The organism is Pseudomonas sp. LBUM1649, from assembly GCF_059716155.1.
This window is the reverse complement of the sequence record NZ_CP166807.1, coordinates 2526771-2546055: the sequence shown is the minus strand read 5'-3', so window position 1 is coordinate 2546055 and position 19285 is coordinate 2526771. Positions and strand designations below refer to the sequence as shown.

At 59.8% G+C, this 19285-nt stretch carries 19 protein-coding genes and 2 pseudogenes; 10 read left to right on the top strand and 11 right to left on the bottom strand.

Annotation, left to right across the window (positions count from 1 at the left end):
- Positions 1–266 precede the first annotated feature (266 nt).
- The 4 genes from ACA058_RS11905 (at position 267) to ACA058_RS11890 (ending at position 3512) form a co-directional block, all read left to right on the top strand.
- Entirely contained in the window at positions 267–752 is a 486-nt protein-coding gene (locus ACA058_RS11905) for a flavin reductase family protein (RefSeq protein WP_497639250.1), read from the top strand.
- A 299-nt stretch (positions 753–1051) separates the two neighbouring features.
- Positions 1052–2047, top strand: coding sequence for an IS110 family RNA-guided transposase (locus tag ACA058_RS11900; RefSeq protein ID WP_497634894.1), 996 nt, complete (start codon positions 1052–1054; stop codon positions 2045–2047).
- 163 nt (positions 2048–2210) lie between these two features.
- A complete protein-coding gene (locus ACA058_RS11895) occupies positions 2211–3254 on the top strand; it encodes an LLM class flavin-dependent oxidoreductase (RefSeq protein WP_497639249.1) in 1044 nt (347 codons plus the stop codon).
- A 27-nt stretch (positions 3255–3281) separates the two neighbouring features.
- Complete coding sequence (locus ACA058_RS11890) at positions 3282–3512, top strand: hypothetical protein (protein ID WP_497640040.1); 231 nt, start codon at positions 3282–3284, stop codon at positions 3510–3512.
- A 123-nt stretch (positions 3513–3635) separates the two neighbouring features.
- Here ACA058_RS11890 and ACA058_RS11885 read toward each other — a convergent pair whose 3' ends face one another.
- The 5 genes from ACA058_RS11885 to glnT all read right to left on the bottom strand — a co-directional run bounded on the left by ACA058_RS11885 (position 3636) and on the right by glnT (position 9585).
- A complete protein-coding gene (locus ACA058_RS11885) occupies positions 3636–4961 on the bottom strand; it encodes an ammonium transporter (protein WP_497639248.1) in 1326 nt (441 codons plus the stop codon).
- A 189-nt stretch (positions 4962–5150) separates the two neighbouring features.
- Positions 5151–6488 carry an FMN-binding glutamate synthase family protein gene (locus tag ACA058_RS11880; RefSeq protein ID WP_497639247.1) on the bottom strand — a complete coding sequence of 446 codons (1338 nt, stop codon included), beginning with the start codon at positions 6486–6488 and terminating at the stop codon, positions 5151–5153.
- Positions 6489–6508: 20 nt separating this feature from the next.
- Positions 6509–7192 (bottom strand): protein glxC, encoded by a 684-nt coding sequence (locus ACA058_RS11875; RefSeq protein WP_497639246.1) that lies wholly within the window; start codon positions 7190–7192, stop codon positions 6509–6511.
- An 11-nt stretch (positions 7193–7203) separates the two neighbouring features.
- Complete coding sequence (locus ACA058_RS11870; RefSeq protein WP_497639245.1) at positions 7204–8109, bottom strand: class II glutamine amidotransferase; 906 nt, start codon at positions 8107–8109, stop codon at positions 7204–7206.
- Positions 8110–8250: 141 nt separating this feature from the next.
- Positions 8251–9585 (bottom strand): type III glutamate--ammonia ligase, encoded by a 1335-nt coding sequence (gene glnT / locus ACA058_RS11865; RefSeq protein ID WP_497639244.1) that lies wholly within the window; start codon positions 9583–9585, stop codon positions 8251–8253.
- Positions 9586–9851: 266 nt separating this feature from the next.
- Between glnT and ACA058_RS11860 the strand changes: the two genes are divergently transcribed.
- A complete protein-coding gene (locus tag ACA058_RS11860) occupies positions 9852–10457 on the top strand; it encodes a helix-turn-helix domain-containing protein (RefSeq protein WP_497639243.1) in 606 nt (201 codons plus the stop codon).
- 167 nt (positions 10458–10624) lie between these two features.
- On the opposite strand, the gene ACA058_RS11855 is transcribed toward ACA058_RS11860, so the two are convergent.
- On the bottom strand, positions 10625–11662 hold the full coding sequence (locus ACA058_RS11855) for an RHS repeat-associated core domain-containing protein (protein ID WP_497639242.1): 1038 nt from the start codon (positions 11660–11662) through the stop codon (positions 10625–10627).
- Positions 11663–11789: 127 nt separating this feature from the next.
- Here ACA058_RS11855 and ACA058_RS11850 point away from each other — a divergent pair.
- A pseudogene (locus tag ACA058_RS11850) lies at positions 11790–12053 on the top strand (IS4 family transposase); the annotation flags it as partial.
- A 19-nt stretch (positions 12054–12072) separates the two neighbouring features.
- On the opposite strand, the pseudogene ACA058_RS11845 reads toward ACA058_RS11850, so the two are convergent.
- Together ACA058_RS11845 and ACA058_RS11840 are read right to left on the bottom strand one after the other, a co-directional pair.
- A pseudogene (locus ACA058_RS11845) lies at positions 12073–12456 on the bottom strand (type III glutamate--ammonia ligase); the annotation flags it as partial.
- Positions 12457–12533: 77 nt separating this feature from the next.
- Positions 12534–12953, bottom strand: coding sequence for a rhodanese-like domain-containing protein (locus ACA058_RS11840; RefSeq protein WP_497639241.1), 420 nt, complete (start codon positions 12951–12953; stop codon positions 12534–12536).
- 101 nt (positions 12954–13054) lie between these two features.
- Here ACA058_RS11840 and ftrA point away from each other — a divergent pair, with 101 nt between their 5' ends.
- Complete coding sequence (ftrA, locus tag ACA058_RS11835) at positions 13055–14029, top strand: transcriptional regulator FtrA (protein WP_497639240.1); 975 nt, start codon at positions 13055–13057, stop codon at positions 14027–14029.
- An 8-nt stretch (positions 14030–14037) separates the two neighbouring features.
- On the opposite strand, the gene cobF is transcribed toward ftrA, so the two are convergent.
- Both cobF and ACA058_RS11825 read right to left on the bottom strand, forming a co-directional pair.
- Positions 14038–14793 (bottom strand): precorrin-6A synthase (deacetylating), encoded by a 756-nt coding sequence (gene cobF, locus ACA058_RS11830; protein ID WP_497639239.1) that lies wholly within the window; start codon positions 14791–14793, stop codon positions 14038–14040.
- Positions 14793–15365, bottom strand: a complete 573-nt coding sequence (locus tag ACA058_RS11825) for a histidine phosphatase family protein (protein ID WP_497639238.1) — start codon at positions 15363–15365, stop codon at positions 14793–14795. Before ACA058_RS11825 ends, cobF begins: the two co-directional genes overlap by 1 nt.
- Positions 15366–15709: 344 nt before the next feature.
- Here ACA058_RS11825 and ACA058_RS11820 point away from each other — a divergent pair, with 344 nt between their 5' ends.
- The 3 genes from ACA058_RS11820 (at position 15710) to ACA058_RS11810 (ending at position 18840) form a co-directional block, all read left to right on the top strand.
- Entirely contained in the window at positions 15710–16726 is a 1017-nt protein-coding gene (locus ACA058_RS11820; protein WP_497639237.1) for an arginine N-succinyltransferase, read from the top strand.
- A gap of 61 nt (positions 16727–16787) precedes the next feature.
- Positions 16788–17822 carry an arginine N-succinyltransferase gene (gene astA / locus ACA058_RS11815; RefSeq protein WP_497639236.1) on the top strand — a complete coding sequence of 345 codons (1035 nt, stop codon included), beginning with the start codon at positions 16788–16790 and terminating at the stop codon, positions 17820–17822.
- Between the two features lie 148 nt (positions 17823–17970).
- The gene (locus ACA058_RS11810; RefSeq protein ID WP_497639235.1) at positions 17971–18840 is read left to right on the top strand and encodes an isocitrate lyase/PEP mutase family protein; all 870 of its coding nucleotides are present in this window, start codon (positions 17971–17973) and stop codon (positions 18838–18840) included.
- Positions 18841–18953: 113 nt separating this feature from the next.
- Here the strand turns inward: ACA058_RS11810 and ACA058_RS11805 are convergent, their stop codons facing one another.
- Positions 18954–19256: a hypothetical protein gene (locus tag ACA058_RS11805; RefSeq protein WP_497639234.1), complete on the bottom strand. Its 303-nt coding sequence runs from the start codon at positions 19254–19256 to the stop codon at positions 18954–18956.
- Between the last annotated feature and the right edge of the window lie 29 nt (positions 19257–19285).

Here is a 19285-nt window from a genome sequence, read left to right as displayed (position 1 = left end):
TCTCTGGCCGCCCCTCAGATGCGCACCATATTATGGTATTCCAACATTTCCACAAGACTGATTCGGTCTTTGAGAGCCCATCTGATCCGGCATCCTGCCGCAAATCTGCACCGAATGCCTGGCTGAAAGCCCCGCAAACACTGACTTCAAGACCAAAGGCATACGTTTATCGGACGACCAAAAAAGCTCTTGCAAACGATGTATTACGGTATACCATCAGACCTACAAACTCATAAAAACCACGTTCCACTCCCGAGGACAGTCCAATGATCGATGCCGCCATCTACAAACAAGTCATGGGCTCGTTCCCGTCCGGCGTCTGCGTGATCACCACGCTCGATGACGACGGGCAGATCGTCGGCCTGACCGCCAGCGCCTTCAGCTCGCTGTCGATGGACCCGGCCCTGGTGCTGTTCTGCCCTAACTACAGCTCAGATTCCTACCCGGTCCTGATCAGGAACAAGCGCTTTGCCATTCATGTGCTGTCCGGCGGCCAGCAGAGCGAAGCCTATGCCTTCGCGCGCAAGGGCAAGGACAAGGCGCAAGGCATCGAGTGGACGTTGAGCGAGTTGGGCAACCCGATCCTGGCCAACGCCACGGCGGTCATCGAATGCGAACTGTGGCGCGAGTATGAAGGGGGCGACCACGCGATCATGGTCGGCGCGGTGAAGAACCTGATCGTGCCCCAGCAGAATGCCGGGCCACTGGTGTATTGCCACGGCAAGATGGGCGCCCTGCCCGTTCTGGCCTGACACAGCAAAAGATCGCAGCCTGCGGCAGCTCCTTGTATGTTGACCTTGATTCCATGAGAGAGGTTACGCTCAAGGATTCATTCAACAGCAAGTACGTTTCTGGGGGAGGCCGATCGCTCCTGAAGGCAGGATTTGCTCCTGACCTTGTCTGTAGAGAGGCCCCCCCGCCTCATTGCCCACCACGAAGAGTATCGAGAAGCCGACAAGTCGGACTTCGCATTACAAGGTTGCAGTGGCATGAAGTTCGAGGTCGGGGGAACCAGGTGCAATCTTACCTAAAGCCAAGGAAGTGAAAAGCAATGAATGCGCATGTCGGCATAGATATCAGTGCTCGCAGTTCAGCCATGGGATGGCGGCAGAACGGCAAAGCAGCAGGCAATGGAGACATTCTGCACACGCCCAAAGGTCGCAAGGCCGCTGTGGAAAAGCTGCTACGTCTCAAGCCGCTGAGCGTTGTCATGGAGGCTACCGGTATTTACTACCTGGATCTTGCGATGGAATTGCACGCCGCCGGCTTGCCGGTCTCGGTGATCAACCCCAAAAGCTTCCACAACTTTGCCAAGCTGATGTTGCAAAACAGCAAGACTGACCAGATCGATGCCCAACTGCTGGCCGAATACGGCGAGCGTATGGGGCCTAGGCTGTGGGTCCCGCCCACTGCGGAACAGATGATGCTGCGTGCGATTGGTCGCCACATCAACCGACTGATTGGCCATCGGACGCGAGCCAAGAACGAGCTGCATGCGCTACAAGCGACAGAAACGAGCATCGCACTGCTGATCGAGGATGAGAAAGACGCGATAAGCGCGTTGGACGCTCGAATCGATCGATTAAAACAGGCTGCGCGCGACGCCATCGCCAAATGCCCTGATCTGAGCCTGCAATTTCGCTGCATGATGGCGGCGCCCGGCGTTGGAGAGGCCTCGGCCATCGCCGCACTGGCTGAGCTGACGACCCTTCCAGTGACGCTTAAATCGGCACAGGTAAGCCGCTATGCAGGCCTGGATGTCAGACTGACCCAGTCAGGCACCAGCGTGAACCGGCCAGGACGAATGTCCAAGTGCGGTAATGCTTACTTGCGTGCAGCGATGTTCATGCCGGCGATGACGGCAATCCGTTGTGATGAGAATGTGAAGGCCTTCTACGAGGCACTGGTAGCGCGCGGCAAGAAGAAAATGCAGGCCATCGGCGCGGTCATGCGCAAATACCTAACCGGGTTATGGGCATGCATGCGCTCTGGAGAAGAATTTAATACGGCCAAGCTTTTTAGCAAAAAACATCTCGCGAAAGCTTGACCGTGAACAGAGTATCTACAGGTGTTCGCATTCCTGTGTAGGAGCTGCCGCAGACTGCGATCTTTTGATCTGATAAATCTTGCATCAATGTCGTATTATGGTATACCAATAATCAACAGACCCGCAGTCGACGGGTCGACCACAAGAGATTCGAGGTAGCGTCATGAAATTTTCCCTGTTCGTACACATGGAACGTTGGGACGAAAGCGTCAGCCACCGCCAGTTGTTCGAAGACTTGACCGAACTGACGCTGATGGCCGAAGCCGGTGGTTTCAGCACCGTATGGATCGGTGAACACCACGCCATGGAATACACCATTTCGCCAAGCCCGATGCCGCTGCTGGCCTACCTGGCCGGCAAGACCACCACCATTCATCTCGGCGCCGGCACCATCATCGCGCCGTTCTGGCACCCCATCCGGGTCGCCGGCGAATGCGCCCTGCTCGATGTCATCAGCAACGGTCGCATGGAAGTGGGTCTGGCCCGTGGCGCTTACCAGGTTGAATTCGACCGCATGGCCGGCGGCATGCCAGCCTCCTCTGGCGGTCAGGCATTGCGCGAAATGGTTCCGGTGGTGCGTGCCCTGTGGCAAGGCGACTACGCCCATGACGGCGACATCTGGAAATTCCCGACGTCCACCAGCGTGCCCAAGCCGATCCAGAAACCGAACCCGCCGATGTGGATCGCCGCCCGTGACCCGGACTCGCACAACTTCGCCGTAGCTAACGGGTGCAACGTGATGGTCACGCCGCTGATGAAGGGCGACGAGGAAGTCCTCGACCTGAAGAACAAATTCCAGACCGCCCTGGACAACAACCCGGACGTGCCGCGCCCGCAATTGATGGTGCTGCGTCATACCCATGTGCACTCGTCGGACAATCCCGAAGGCTGGAAAGTCGGGGCCAAGGCGATCGCCAGGTTCTACCGCACTTTCGATGCCTGGTTCGGCAACAAGGAAACCCCGGTCAACGGCTTCCTGGCACCGAGTCCGGAAGAGAAATTCGCCGGCCGTCCAGAGTTCGAACTGGAGAGCCTGCACAAGACCGCCATGATCGGCACCCCGGAAGAAATCATCCCGCGCATCAAGTACTATCAGGAACTGGGTGTCGATGAGTTCAGCTTCTGGTGCGACAACAGCCTGCCGCACGCCGAGAAGAAAAAGTCCCTGGAGCTGTTTATCAAGCACGTGGTGCCGGCGTTTCGCTGAACCCACCTCCTACAAGGGTCGATTCCCATGTTCAATGGTCGTCTCCAATCACTCGCCCTTCCCTCCGGCGCCGAGCAGGTTTACCTGCGCGGCGAATGGACCGCTTCGCATATCCATTTCAAGCGCCTGCGCGCCAGCGTTTCCGCCAAGCAGAACGGCTTCTGGCACCCGGTTACTGAGCCCGCCCGAATAGAAAGTCACGCACTTCATACCGCTTCATTGCGCGGTATGCGCTGTGCATTGTGCTTCGGCTCATGACGGCCTTGAGTTACTACTGGCTGATGAAACTCGGCAAGCGAGCGCCGACGCTGAATCAAGCGTCCCGATAACCGAGAAACAACAACGCCGGCCCAGGGCCGGCGTTGCACTGTTTCAGGCATCTTAATGGTTGTAGGCACGCTCGTTGTGCTCGCCCATGTCCAGGCCCATCTCCTCCACCGACTCATCGGCACGCAGGCCGACCACGACATTCACCACTTTGAGAATGATCCAGCTGATGACGAAGCAGTACACCGTCGTCAGCACCACACCTTTGACTTGCGCCAACACCTGACCGCCCATGGTCACCCCTTCCACCAGCCCGCCCAGGGACGGTACGCAAAACACCCCGGTCAATACCGCGCCGATCATCCCGCCGATGCCGTGAAGCCCGAACACATCAAGGCTGTCGTCATAACCGAAGCGGCGTTTGAGCACGGTGACGCTCAAGTAGCAGAACACCCCGCACAACAAACCGATGGCCAGCGCACCACCGACGCCCACATAGGCGCACGCTGGCGTAATCCCCACCAGACCGGCCAGGGCACCGCTGGCCAGGCCCAGCGCACTCGGTTTGCCGACCTTGAACCACTCGGTGAACATCCAGCCAAGAATCCCGGCGCACGCGCCCAGTTGGGTGTTGAGCATGACGATGCCGGACGTGCCGCTGAGGCCGCCACCGGAACCGATGTTGAAACCGAACCAACCGACCCAGAGCATCGCTGCACCGGCCATGGTCAGGCTCAGGTTGTGCGCCGGCATCGGCGTATTTACATAGCCTTTGCGCTTGCCGAGGATCAGGCAGGCGGCCAGCGCGGCGACGCCGGCATTGATGTGCACGGCGGTGCCACCGGCAAAATCGAGGACACCCCAGTTATGCATCAAGGCCCCCGCACCACCCCAGACCATGTGCGCCACCGGGGCGTACACCAGGGTGAACCACAGCGCCATGAACAGCAGCGCGGCGGAGAATTTCATGCGTTCGGCGAAGGCACCTGCGATCAGCGCCGGGGTGATGATGGCGAAGGTCATCTGGAAGGTCACGAACACCCCTTCCGGAATCTCGCCGACCAGGCTTTGCGGGGTCATTCCGGCCAGAAAGGCCCGGCTCATGCCGCCGACAAAACTGTTGAAGGTCACCTCGCCCTCGACCATGCCCGTGGTGTCGACCACCATGCTGTAGCCATAGATCACCCACAAGACGCCCACTAGCCCTGCGATGCCGAAACACTGGGTGAACAACGACAACATGTTTTTCGCTCGCACCAGGCCGCCATAAAACAATGCAAGGCCCGGCAGGCACATGAATAACACCAGCACCGCCGCCATCACCATCCAGGCGGTACTGCCGGTGTTCAATGTTGGTGCATCGGCTGCCTGCGCCAAGGGCACAAGCGCACCGGTCGCCAGTAAGCCAAAAAGGGATTTGCCGAGAAGACGATTGACCATGTTCAAAGCTCCTGCAATGGAAATCGGAAGTGTCGGCAGCGAGCAAGTGGTAAAACAACGGACCGTTCTGGTCTCTTATGATCGTTCCCACGCTCCTGCGTGGGAATGCAGCCAGTGACGCTCTGCGTCACGGGACGCGGAGCGTCCCAGGAGGCGTTCCCACGCGGAGCGTGGGAACGATCCAAGGTGTCAGTAGCCGGAACCTGGAATCCAGCTGGTCCCCGCCAGCGGTACCCGCGCCATGGCCGCCGATTCCACCGTCAACGCCACCAGATCCTCCGGATCCAGGTTGTGCAGATGCGACTTACCGCAAGCCCGCGCCATGGTCTGTGCCTCCAGCACCAACACCCGCAGGTAGTTGGCCAGACGGCGACCGCCTTCCACCGGGTCCAGGCGCCTGGACAGCTCCGGGTCCTGGGTGGTGATCCCGGCCGGGTCACGGCCGTTCTGCCAATCGTCATAAAAGCCTGCGGCCGAACCAATCTTGTGCAGTTCTTCATCCAGACGCGGGTGGTTGTCGCCCAGCGCAATCAGGGCCGCCGTGCCAATGGCCACCGCGTCCGCGCCCAGCGCCATGGCCTTGGCCACGTCGGCACCGTTGCGAATCCCCCCCGAAACTATCAGTTGAACCTTGCGATGCATGCCCATCTCTTGCAAAGCCTGTACCGCTTGCGGGATCGCCGGCAAAATCGGAATCCCCACGTGTTCGATAAACACTTCCTGGGTCGCCGCCGTGCCACCTTGCATGCCATCGAGCACGATCACGTCGGCCCCGGCCTTCACCGCCAGCTTGACGTCGTAGTAAGGCCGGCTCGCGCCGATCTTCACGTAGATCGGCTTCTCCCAATCGGTGATTTCGCGGATCTCGGCGATCTTGATCGCCAAGTCATCCGGGCCGGTCCAGTCCGGGTGACGGCAGGCACTGCGCTGGTCGACACCGATCGGCAAAGTACGCATACCGGCCACCCGCTCGGTGACTTTCATGCCCAGCAACATGCCGCCGCCACCGGGTTTGGCGCCCTGCCCCAGGACGATTTCGATGGCGTCCGCCTTGCGCAGGTCATCCGGGTTCATGCCGTAGCGCGATGGCAGGTACTGATAGACCAGATGCTGCGATTGCCCGCGCTCTTCCGGGGTCATGCCGCCGTCACCGGTGGTGGTGCTGGTACCGGCGATGGTCGCGCCACGACCCAAGGCTTCCTTGGCATTGGCCGACAGCGCACCGAAACTCATGCCGGCGATGGTTACCGGAATCTTCAGGTGAATCGGCTTCTTGGCGAAGCGATTGCCGAGGATCACATCGGTGCCGCACTTTTCCCGATAGCCTTCGAGCGGGTAGCGCGACACGCTGGCGCCCAGCAGCAGCAAATCATCGAAGTGCGGGACCTTGCGCTTGGTGCCACCGCCGCGAATGTCATAGATGCCGGTCTCGGCGGCGCGCTGGATTTCCTGGATGGTCAGGCGGTCGAAGGTCGCGGACTCGCGCAGTACTGGAGGGGCTGTTTTTGGGGTAGTAGAGTCGCACATATCTGTTCTCCTCGCGTGGATCAGTACGCGGACGCGTTATCGACTTTGAAGTTGTACAACTGACGAGCCGAGCCATAGCGCTTGAAGTCAGCTGCCTTGTGTTCGAAACCGGCACGGTTGAGCAGCACTTGCAGTTCTTCCAGGTGCTCGGCACGCATCTCTTTCTCGATGCAGTCCGACCCCAGCGACGCGACGCTGCCCTTCACGTAAATGTGCGTTTCGTACAGCGAATCGCCCAGCGCATCACCGGCATCGCCGCACACCACCAGGCGCCCGGCCTGGCCCATGAAGCAGCTCATGTGGCCAATGCTGCCGCCGACCACGATGTCGATGCCTTTCATGGAAATGCCGCATCGGGCCCCGGCATCGCCTTCGATCACCAGCAACCCGCCATGGGCGGTGGCGCCGGCGGCCTGGGACGCACTGCCCTTGATTCGTACGTAACCGGACATCATGTTTTCCGCGACACCCACACCCGCGTTGCCGTGCACGGTGATGCTCGCTTTCTGATTCATGCCCGCGCAGTAGTAACCGGCATGCCCCTGGATATCGATGGACACGGCCTGGTTCACCCCGACGGCGAGGTTGTGCTTGCCGTTGGCGTGGGTCACCACCCATTCACGGTCTTCTACTGCGTTGACCTGGTCGTGCAGCGCCTGATTGAGGTCGCGCACGCTGGCAATGGAAAGATCGATGGTTTTCATGTGTGCGCTCCTTAAGCTGACTCGCGTTCCCAGATGTACAAGGTGGCCGGTGCCGGCTCCCAGATCCTGGCGTTTTCGATGCCCGGCAGGCTCGACAGCGCCTGATACTCCGAGGCCATGGCAACGTAGTCGTCGGTCTCGGCGAGGATCGCCGGCTTGCAGGCAATCGGGTCGCGGATCACTGCAAAGCCATTGCGAGTACCGATGGCGAAGGTGAAGAAACCGTCGAGTTCCTCCAGCGCATGGTCCAGCGCGTCCTTGAGCGAGTCGCCCTGTTGCAGGCGCCAGGTCAGGTAACCGGCCGCCACTTCGGTGTCGTTGTCGGTTTCGAACTGCATGCCTTCGCGCTTTAGTTCCTGGCGCAGGCGGAAGTGGTTGGACAGCGAGCCGTTGTGCACCAGGCACAGGTCGGCACCGGTGGAAAACGGGTGGCTGCCTTCCATGGTCACCGCGCTTTCGGTGGCCATGCGGGTGTGGCCGATGATGTGACTGCCCTGCATGCCGGCCAGGCCGAAGCGTTGGGAGATCTCCTGGGGCAGGCCCATGCCCTTGAGGATTTCGATGCTCTGCCCGGCGCTCATGATGCGTACGCTCGGCGCCAGTTCGGCGAGGGCCAGACGTACCGGCGCCTCCTCAGCGTGGATCTTCAATACGGCGGCGCTGGCGTTCTGGAACCAGTCCAGAGAACAGCCGAGACGACCTTCCAGTTCACCCATCACGGCCGGCCAATCGAAGCTTTCGGTGGTCGCCTGCAGGGTCAGCTTGACCCAGCCATCGGCCACTTCGTCGCCATAAATGGCGAAACCGGCACTGTCCGGACCGCGGTCGGTCATGGCCTCCAACATTGGCTCGAAAAGTTGGCCCAGCCGGGATTCCAGCTGCGGGTTTTTCAGGTAAAGACCTACAATTCCGCACATAAGAGCAGTCCTCACTTCGTTCGGGAGCTGCAAGCTTCAAGCTGCAAGCAATCCGCATAGATAGAAATATTCGTGACACACCGCCAATCCGCTTTTACTTGCGGCTTGACGCTTGCAGCTTGTAGCTGCCGCCCAGCAGTCTCAGAAAAACTCTGTATAGCGCGCGACTTCCCAGTCACTCACATGGCGGCTGTACTCCACCCACTCCATGCGCTTGAGCTTGATGAACTCGCCCACGATCTGCGGGCCCAGCACTTCGGCGAACAAAGGGTCGGCCTCCAGCGCATCGCAGGCTTCCTTGAGCGATTGCGGCAAGGTCTTGATGCCGCGCGCGGCGATCTGCTCCAGGCTCAGGCTGTAGAGGTTTTCGTTGCACACGTGGTCGATTTCCAGCTGACGGTCGATGCCATCCAGGCCGGCGGCGATGATCGCTGCGCTGACCAGATAGGGATTGCAACCGGCGTCCGGAAGGCGGAACTCCAGGCGGCCATAAGGCACCCGGACCATCGCCGAGCGGTTGTTGGCCCCGAAGGCAATAAACGCCGGTGCCCAGGTCGCGCCGGACAACGAATTGCCCACCACCAGACGCTTGTAGGAGTTGACCGTGGGTGCCGCGAAGGCACACAGCGCCGGGCCATGGGCAAGCAGGCCGGCGGCGAAGTGATAGGCCATTTTCGACAGGCCCATGCCGCTCGGGTCGCCGGCATCAAAGAACAGGTTCTTGTTCTCGGCACTGCTGATCGACAGGTGAAAGTGCATGCCGTTGCCGGCGCGTTTCGGGTCGGGCTTGGGCATGAACGAACAGATCATGCCCAGGTCGTTGGCGATTTCGCCGGCGGCCATGCGAAAGAAGGTGAAGCGATCCGCCGAGGTCATGGCGTCGCTGTAGGTGTAGTTGATCTCGAACTGGCCGTTGGCGTCTTCGTGATCGATTTGATAGACCTCGAAATCCACTGCCTGCAAGGCTTCGGTCAAACGTTCAAGGAACACCCGGGAGCGCGACAGGCCCTTGTAGTCGTAGCAAGGCTTGTCCAGGTTGTCGCTGAGGTCGACCAGCTGTAACTTGCCCTGCTCGTCGCGACGCATCAGGTTGAACTCCGGCTCCAGACCGGTATTGAGGGTCCAGCCCTTGTCCTCCAGGCGCCGGATCTGCTGCTGCAATACATAACGGCTGTCATAGGGATGCGGTTTGCCATCGACATGACCGACGCACACCACCCGGCCATAACCCGGCTGCCAGGGCACGGGCGTCAGCGTGGCCAGGTCACCGCGGGCCATGAAGTCCGGACCGTGCGGCTCCATGCCCATGCCACTGATCGCGAACCCGGCAAAACCGGCGCCCTCTTCGGCCACCGTCTTGAGCCCACAGATCGGCACCGATTTGGTCTTGGCCGCACCATGGATGTCGACAAACTGCGCAAGCACGTACTTGATCCCGTGCTTGTCGATGATGCGCTGGGTTTCTGCTGGCAACATTGCTCGTCACTCCTCGCGAAAGGCAAATCTCTAGTGGGTTGGCCCTGACTTTCTCTTTATTCCTGAAACGAAAGTTTGTTTCCCAATAGGAATGCAAGGCCCTTGCCAGCTTCGCGAGTGGCCCGTGAAAAGCGCTTTTGTACTGTTTATATGGGAAAAATCTTTTCCCCATGGGAATATTGCCCGGTGGATGCGCGCCAGACGCCGCGATTTGCACTTTCTCAGTGCAAAACTAATATTACTGAAAGGAAAGTGTGCAGGATCCGATGACTATGCCGACCGAAACCGCCCCGCGCCTCAAGCTTGAGCAATACCTGGGTTTGCAGATCAAACGCCAGCGCCAGGCCCAGGACCTGAAACTGTCCGATGTGGCCAAGATTGCCGATATCAGCCAGGGCATGTTGAGCAAGATCGAAAACGCCCAGGTCTCCACCAGCCTCGACACCCTCAGCCGCCTGTGTGACGTGCTGGGCCTGCCGCTGTCGAAATTGTTCAGTGAGTACGACCAGCAGGACGGCAGCGCGCTATTGGTCAAGGCCGACCAGGGCATGGAGGTGGTTCGCCGGGGAACAGAGAAAGGCCATACCTATCATTTGCTCAATCACACCCGCGGGCCAAAGAAGAGTTTCGAGGCCTACATGGTGAGCATGGATGACGCCAGCGAAGAGTTTCCGACCTTTTCCCACCCCGGTACCGAGTTTTTGCATTTGCTTGAAGGTGAGCTGATTTATCGGCATGGCAATCAGTTGTATCGCATGGAGGCTGGGGACAGCCTGACCTTCGAAGGGGAAATACCCCATGGGCCTGAAGAGTTGGTGCAGGTGCCGATCCGGTTGTTGTCGATCATGAATTACGGTAGCGACAAGGAATGATTTGGAAGGGCCCAAGGAATGGCTGGTGGGAAAGGCCGCGCGTATTCATGTGTCGACGGGGAGCGGGTGCTGGAGGCCCATAAAGGGCAACCCCCTTGAAAGGGATGGCCCTTACGGCGAGTCATTTGGGAGAATCTCAAGCCATGTGATCAATGACTCTAATTTGCCTACGGTTGTTGGCGAATATTTCTAGTCGCCTCATCATATGATGGTGGAAGCGATTCCGATTCTGATAGTGAAGGGGTCATCGGTCTTGATGATGCTGGCGCTGTCGGTCTTGATGATGGAGTTGATCCGGAAAAACTTGAACGGCGAGGCGTTTGTAATCCGCCGAATTCACGCATTGCCGGTTCTAATTCAGATCCATCAAGCCTACTGTTAAATCTTCGTTGCATCTCAATACCGATATCATTATCAAGATTACGATTAGGTCTCGTCCCCCGCCCCTGTATTTGTTCACCCGGCGCCTCAAATTGCGGTCTTCGCGACTTTCGCCAGCCCCGTTTGGCGATCTTGTAAGCTCCAAATCCCAACGCGCCTCCAACAAGTACGGGTAGGACTGCCAATGCCATTTGTGGTCCACTATCAGCCTCAATAGCCAAGGCCATAGTTCCTACTCCTATCATGATAAAGCCTACGGATGCCCCTCCCAAGAGAGCAACCCGACGTACCCTATGTCCTGTTGGATCATCTCGATTCACCGGATTGCCCTGGCAGTACGCATAGGCATTCACCCCACCTTCGCCAAACGGGCTCAAGCTGTCTGGACTGTTGAATCGCATCAACATCGGGTTGAACTGCCGGTACCCGTTACCCAAATGATAATGCCCGGTCACCGGGTCCGGTCGTTCGCCGTTGTAGCCGAGCAGGCTAGGCCTACCGTTTCCCGGTGAGCGATGGCCGTAGGGTGTGTAGGCGAAGGGATAAGGTTGGTTTGCGTCGAGCGCATTCAATATCGAACGTTGTTGATCGGTCGCCAGCAGGAGGGCGTCGACTTTTAAATCCTCGCGCCGCAGTTGCGCCAATAGCTGGTCGTCATGCTGGAAGATGCTGAGCTTCGTGGAGGCCTGGATTTCGGTCGCCAGGCGGGTTTTGCAGTAAAAGCGCTGGATCCCGGCCTGCTTGTCTGGCACCCATTCGATCGAGCGATCCAGTGGATCGTAGCGGTAGCGACATAATACGGTTTCGCGAGGTGACGTAGGCATGGGTTGAGCTCCGAGCAAGGTCCATAAAGCCGGACCTTGAGCATCGGCGGTTTTTCAGTTTTTGCCTACTAGCAGAACTGCTAGGTCCTACAGGCCCCGCCGATGTTCCTTGTTTCATTGGGCTCGCTTGTTGGCTCGCGCCAGTGCGGGACAGCTGTGGGCGGCCGATCGGCTCTACTGCACGCTGCCCGTCATGCAGGCCTGCGAGGAATCGGGGGCTTCGTTCATTACTCGTCAGCAGAGACACCATCCACGTCTGATCCAGGAAAGCGACTGGCAAGACTCGGTACCTGTCGAAGGCGCAACGGTGCGTGAACAAATCATTGAGCTCAAAGTCGGTTATCGCTGGCGTCGAGTTGAACTGAACCTGCAAACACCCACCGAATCGGGCTTTGCGCCTCTGGTAGCGCTTAGAAAAATTCGGTGTAGCGCTGCACTTCCCAGTCACTCACATGGCGGCTGTACTCCACCCACTCCATGCGCTTGAGCTTGATGAATTCGCCAACGATCTGCCGGCCCAGCACTTCGGCGAACAAAGGGTCGGCCTCCAGCGCATCGCAGGCTTCCTTGAGCGATTGCGGCAAGGTCTTGATGCCGCGCGCGGCGATCTGCTCCAGGCTCAGGCTGTAGAGGTTTTCGTTGCACACGTGGTCGATTTCCAGCTGGCGGTCGATGCCATCCAGGCCGGCGGCGATGATCGCTGCGCTGACCAGATAGGGATTGCAGCCGGCATCCGGCAGGCGGAACTCCCGGCGGCCGTAAGGCACCCTGACCATCGCCGAACGGTTGTTGGCGGTGGGTGCCCCCGTAGGACTTGCCGCCTTCGCGGGCAAGTCGGATCGCCGCACCGCTCGCTCCTGCACAGGGGACCTCAGCACGCGCAGCCGATAACAGCACTCGCTGCACTCAACTCGAACCCTTCATCCAGCCACCCGGTCACGCCGCCGATCATTTCCTTGACCGGGTAACCCAACGCCGCCAGTTTCACCGCCGCCTTGTTCGCGCCGTTGCAGTGGGGGCCGGCGCAATAGACCACGAACAGGCTGGTTTTCGGGTAGGCGAGCAGGCCTTCGGCGGTGAGCAGTCGCCCGGGAATGTTGATCGCACCAGGTACATGCCCCCGGTCGAACGCCAACGGACCACGCACATCCACCAGAATAAAATCGACTTCGCCGGCCTGTTGGCTGGCGTAGACGTCGGAACAGTCGGTCTCGAATGTCAGGCGGTCGCTGAAATGCATCAAGGCAATGGCCGAAGGGGCGGCGGGTATTTCGCGGACGAGGCTGGTCATGGGCAGAGCTCCGGGATGTCGGTGGGTTTGAACAGACTTTATCTGCCCGTCGCCAGCGGCTAAAGTGGCGCACAAGACACTCACCGGGAATTTTCCGCCAAATGCATTCTTCTCCAGGGCTGGTCGCGATCCTGGCCTACGACGGCCTGTGTACCTTCGAATTCGGCATCGCCGTGGAGATCTTCGGCCTGGCGCGGCCAGAGTTCGACTTCCCTTGGTACAGCCATCAAATCGCAGCCGTCGATCAAGGCCCGATGCGCGCCATGGGCGGCATTCAGGTATTGGCCGATGGCGGCCTGCAATTGCTGGAACAGGCCCGGACCGTGATCATTCCCGGCTGGCGCGATCGCCATGCCACCGTACCTGAGGCGCTGCTGACGGCCCTGCGCCAGGCCCATGCGCGGGGCGCGCGGTTGCTATCGATTTGCTCGGGGGTGTTCGTGCTGGCTGCCACCGGTTTGCTCGACGGTCGCGGCGCCACCACTCACTGGCGCTACACCGCGGAACTGGCCGAACGCTTCCCGAACATCCTGGTGGACCCCGACGTGCTCTACGTCGATTCGGGTCAATTGATCACCTCGGCCGGCAGCGCAGCCGGCATCGACGCCTGCCTGCATCTGGTGGCGCGGGACTTCGGCACTCAGGTCGCCAACTCGGTGGCACGGCGCCTGGTGATGTCACCGCAACGCACCGGGGGCCAGGCGCAGTTCATTCCGACACCGGTCAGTCCTACGCCGCGCAGCGATCTTTCGCGCGTCATGCAGTGGGCACGGGAGCGTTTGCACGAACCGCTGGAGGTTCGCGACCTGGCCAGCGAAGCCGCCATGAGCGAGCGCACCTTCCTGCGCCGATTCACCGAAGCCAGCGGCCAGTCGCCCAAGACCTGGTTGCAACATGAACGCCTGGGCCGTGCCCGGGAATTGCTGGAAAGCACCGACCAGCACACCGAGCAGATCGCCCAGCACTGTGGTTATCGTTCGGTGGAAAGCTTCCGCGTGGCGTTTCGCAACGTGGTCGGCGTGCCGCCATCGGTGTACAGGGAACGGTTTGGGCAAACGGAAAAGCGCATTTCCTGAGGCATGCTTCAGGGCTTGCGCAATAGATAGGTGTCCATGATCCAGCCATTGGCCAGCCGGGCCGCCTTGCGCACTCGCTCGATCTGCTGCGCCACCTCCTCGAGCTTGCCGCTGATGAGGATTTCATCCGGCGTCCCGAGGTAAGCTCCCCAGTAAATCTCTGTCTGCTGATCCGCTACATGATGGTAGGCATCCTGGGCATCGAGCATCACCACCAGACTGTCGGCATCGCTCACCTGCCCCGCTGCCAATCGCCGGCCGGTGGTGATTTCAACCGAGCGGCCAATTTGATTGAGCGCCACCTTGTGCTGCGCGGCCAGCGCCTGGACGCTGGTAATGCCGGGGATTACCTCGAACTCGAAAGCACAGGTGCCCAAAACCAGGATCGCCTGCAGGATGCGAATGGTGCTGTCGTACAACGCCGGGTCGCCCCACACCAAAAAACCGCCGCACTGGTCATCGGCCAGTTCCTCATTGATCAGCCGCTCGAAGGTTTGCTGCTTGGCCAGGTTCAACTCATCGACGCTGGTCCTGTAGTCCACGTCGCCACGCTCGCGCTCCGGGCTCTGGGCTTCGACAAAGCGGTAGTGCGGATCGGTGATATGGCGTTCACAGAGCTCGCGGCGCAGGTCGATCAGCTTGTCCTTGCTCTGGCCCTTGTCCATGATAAAAAAAACATCGACCCGATTCAGCGCCTTCACGGCCTGCAGGGTGATGTAATCGGGATTCCCGGCGCCGATGCCGATGACCAATAGTTTTTTCATCACAGCATCCCCTCGTTATCGCTGCACGACAGCCGCAGCCGCCAGCAACCATGGAACTGCAGGTCTATTGTTGACAGCGGCTCGACATCGATCAGGTTGAATGCCGAACCCTGCAGCACGTGCATCAACGCGGCACGCATGATGAATGGATGGGTCACGGCAATCACATGGCCGGGCACCGCTTCCAGGGTTTTCAACCAGGCGGCGACGCGTTCGCCGACTTGCGCCACCGACTCGCCGCCGTGGGGTGCCGAGCGCAGGTCGGCGAGCCAGGCCTGAAGTAATTCGGCCTGGTTTTTTTGCAGGTCGTTGATGCGCACACCGCGCCAACGGCCGAAGTCGCAATCGCGCAGGGCCGCGACAATGTCCACGGGCTTACCGAACAGCTCGGCGGTCTGTCGCGTGCGCAACTCCGGGGCGCATAACAGGCGCGATGCCTCCTTGAATCGAGCGCCTCGAGAACCACGCGCCGATTGCCAATCCATCTCCAGGGGTTCGTCCACAGGAAAGCGCGCCAGTTTCTGTGCAAGGGTTCGAGCGTGGCAGATCAAGGTCAAACGGGTCGCCTGCACGAAAAAAAATCACTCTATGGGATAGAAAGGAAAATCGGCGCCTGGCCGTCAGTCATTGACCAATTGTGCCGTAAGAAAGATCGTCAGGGGGCCTTAAATCACCGATTCGAACGCTCTTTAACGGCAACGCCCTACACGGTCCATCAACATCCCCTTCGTCTGCCGCTGACAGTCATTTCTCGCCCGTTCGACCGTGGAAAAGTCCCGCAAAAATTAACTAGACATGTAGTGCGCCTTATATAAATACTGTTTTCAACGGATTAACGACACACCTCATCCAGCAGGAGCCGGGATGCCCTCATGCGAAGGCCGGTTACCGAGCCCTTTGATACAGGAGTGCACCCATGCTGGTCTTGCGCACCGTGCAACTAACCGACCTGCCCCAGTTGCAGCGATTGGCCCGCGAAAGCCTGGTGGGCGTCAGGTCCTTGCCCGATGACAGCGCACGCTTGCGCGGCAGGATTTTCGACTCCTGCACGTCACTGCAACAAAACATCGAGAGTCCCGGCCCGCAGAATTACTTTTTCGTGCTGGAAGACCAGACGAACCGGCGCCTGGTGGGCTGCTCGGAAATCGTCGCCACGGCCGGTTTCAGCGAACCGTTCTACAGCCTGCGCAACCGCCATTTCACCAGCGCCTCGCGCGAGTTGAACATCGAGCACGGCGTGCCTGCTCTGTCGCTGTGCCAAGACCTCAACGGCCACACCTTGCTGCGCGGCTTTCATATCGATACGGCGCTGGTGCGTACGGCGCACTCCGAATTATTGTCACGGGCGCGCCTGCTGTTCATTGCCGCGCATGCAAAACGCTTTGCCGACGCCGTGATCACCGAAATCGTCGGCTTCAGCACCGATGACGGCCACTCACCCTTCTGGGATGCCGTGGGCAAGCACTTCTTCGACCTGCCCTACGTCGAGGTCGAGCGTCTTTGCGGCCTGGAAAGCCGAACCTTCCTCGCCCATCTGATGCCGCAATACCCGATCTACGTGCCGATGCTGCCCCAGGCCGCGCAAGACTGCATCGGGCGCATCCACCCCGATGGCCAGGAAGCCTTCGATATCCTTGCAAGCGAAGGGTTCGAAACCAATAGCTATGTCGACCTGTTCGATGGCGGCCCGACGCTGTATGCACGCACCGTCGACATTCGCTCGATCGCGCAGAGCCAGACTGCCCTGGTCAAAGCCGGTTCGTTCATTGACGCCCGTGGCCGCTATCTGGTCAGCAACGACTCGCTTGGGCACTATCGCGCCATCGTCGCCGATCTCGACTACCGCGCCGGGCAACCCGTGGTTCTGGACACCGGAATGTGCCAGGCACTGCAGGTGACTGAAGGCAGCACGATCCGGCTGATCGCCCTGTGAGCATTAAACGCCAGGGTCCCCGTCGACAACGCCCGAATGGGCGTGCAAAAGGCAGCGCAACATGATTGTCCGTCCGGTTCAGGTGACCGACCTGCCCGCCTTGCTCGCGCTGGGCCGCCTGGCAGGCCGCGGCTTGACGACCCTGCCGGTCAACGAAGAGCGCCTGACCCACCGCTTGCGTTGGGCCCAAAGGACCTTCGCCGAACAGGTCGAACGCGCCGACGCCGATTACCTGTTCGTGCTCGAAGACGACGACCAGCAAGTGGTCGGCGTCAGCGCCATGACCGGGGCGGTTGGCCTGCGCGAGCCGTGGTACAACTATCGTGTCGGGCTGACAGTCAATTCTTCACCGGACCTGGGTATATCGCGACAGATCCCGACCTTGTTCCTCAACAACGAGATGACCGGACAATCGGAACTCTGCTCGCTGTTCTTGCGCCCCGATCAACGCTGGGGCAGTAACGGCCGACTGCTCTCGCTGGGACGCCTTTTGCTGGCGGCGGAGTTCCCGCACCTGTTCGGCGAGAAACTGATCGCCGAGCTGCGCGGCAGTGCCGACGAAAAGGGTTGCTCACCTTTCTGGGACAGTGTGGGCCGACACTTTTTCAAGATGGATTTCAGTCATGCCGATCATTTGTCGGGGCTTGGCAACAAGTCGTTCATCGCCGAGTTGATGCCACGTCAACCGCTCTATACCTGCCTGCTCACCGAACGGGCCCAGGCTGTGATCGGCAAGCCGCATCCCAATTCAGAGCCGGCATTGAAAATCCTCACTGCCGAGGGATTCTCCCATCAGGGCTACATCGACATCTTCGACGCGGGCCCGGTCATTGAATCACCGGTTTCGAGCATTCGAACCGTGCGCGACAGTCAACACCTGCAACTGGCCATCGGCAACCCGGACGACCAGGCACCGATCTGGCTGATCCACAATCGCCGCCTGGAAAATTGCCGCATCACCGCCGGCCCGGCGCGACTGACGGGCAACAGCCTGATGGTCGACCGCCTCACCGCCAAACGCCTGCAGCTGCAACCCGGCGACTCGGTGCGTGCGGTGCCGCTGCCCAATCGACAGCAGCAGGCCGTGGCGGCGTAACTGACCCTGCCTGTTTTCGAGATTGACGTCTTTGGCGGGAAAACCCGTAAATTCGTCATCATTCCAGACCTGCCCGCGTGATAGCCTTTCACATCTTCGGCGTTGACACTTTTGCTCAAGCCCTTCCATTTCCATTGGTGGAACTCATATGTCCAGGCTTTCTCATCAAGATTTGCGCCGCAATTTTCGCCAACTGTTCGCCTCCAACACCTGCTATCACACCGCGTCGGTCTTCGACCCGATGTCGGCACGCATCGCCGCTGACCTGGGGTTCGAGGTGGGGATCCTCGGTGGGTCGGTCGCGTCGTTGCAGGTACTGGGCGCCCCTGACTTTGCCTTGATCACCCTCAGCGAGTTTGCCGAGCAGGCCACCCGTATCGGCCGCGTCGCCCAATTGCCGGTGATCGCTGACGCCGACCACGGCTACGGCAATGCGCTCAATGTCATGCGCACCATCGTCGAGCTTGAACGTGCCGGTGTTGCCGCCCTGACCATCGAAGACACCTTGCTGCCGGCACAATTCGGCCGTAAATCCACCGACCTGATCACGGTCGCCGAAGGTGTCGGCAAGATTCGCGCGGCACTGGAAGCCCGGTGCGACTCGGAAATGGCAATCATCGCCCGCACCCATGCAGGCATTCTGCCGGTCCAGGAAATCATCAGCCGCACCAAGCAATACCAGGCCGCGGGCGCGGACGGAATCTGCATGGTGGGGGTAAAGGATTTCGACCACCTGGAACAGATCGCCGAGCACCTGAGCGTGCCGCTGATGCTGGTGACCTACGGTAATCCGTTGTTGCGTGATGACCAACGCCTTGCCGAACTGGGCGTGCGCGTCGTCATCGACGGCCACGGTGCCTACTTCGCCGCGATCAAGGCGACTTACGACAGCCTGCGCGAACAGCGTCAGATATTTACCCAGGCGTCGGACCTGAACGCGACTGAACTGACGCATACCTACACGCAGCCGGAGGAATACATCCGTTGGGCGCAAGAGTTTATGCACGTTAAAGAGTAACGGCCGACGCCGAAAAGATCGCAGCCTGCGGCAGCTCCTACATTGGAATGGCATCTATCCTGTAGGAGCTGCCGCAGGCTGCGATCTTTGAGCTTGATGCTGTTTTTTTCCCGTCAGACCGTAGCCTTGAACCCCTCCTCCCGCTGCAACGCCCGAGCCTGGATCACATCCAGCACGGCGCAACCTTCGCGCATGAGCAGATGCACGGCACGGGTCACCCGCGTCAGATCGCAATCGGAAATGTCTTTGAGATTGAGGCTGGATAAAGTATCCGCCAGGTCGCGCACTACAGTGAAACGGTGCATGGCGCAGGCCGCCATGTCGCTGAGTTCTTTGTGGGTGTTTATGAAGAGCACCGGGTTGACGGCGTCGTAGGTGTCGATGGGGAGGTAACGGGGCATGACTTGGTCGAACATGTAGGTAGCTCCTGATTGATGAGTTTTCC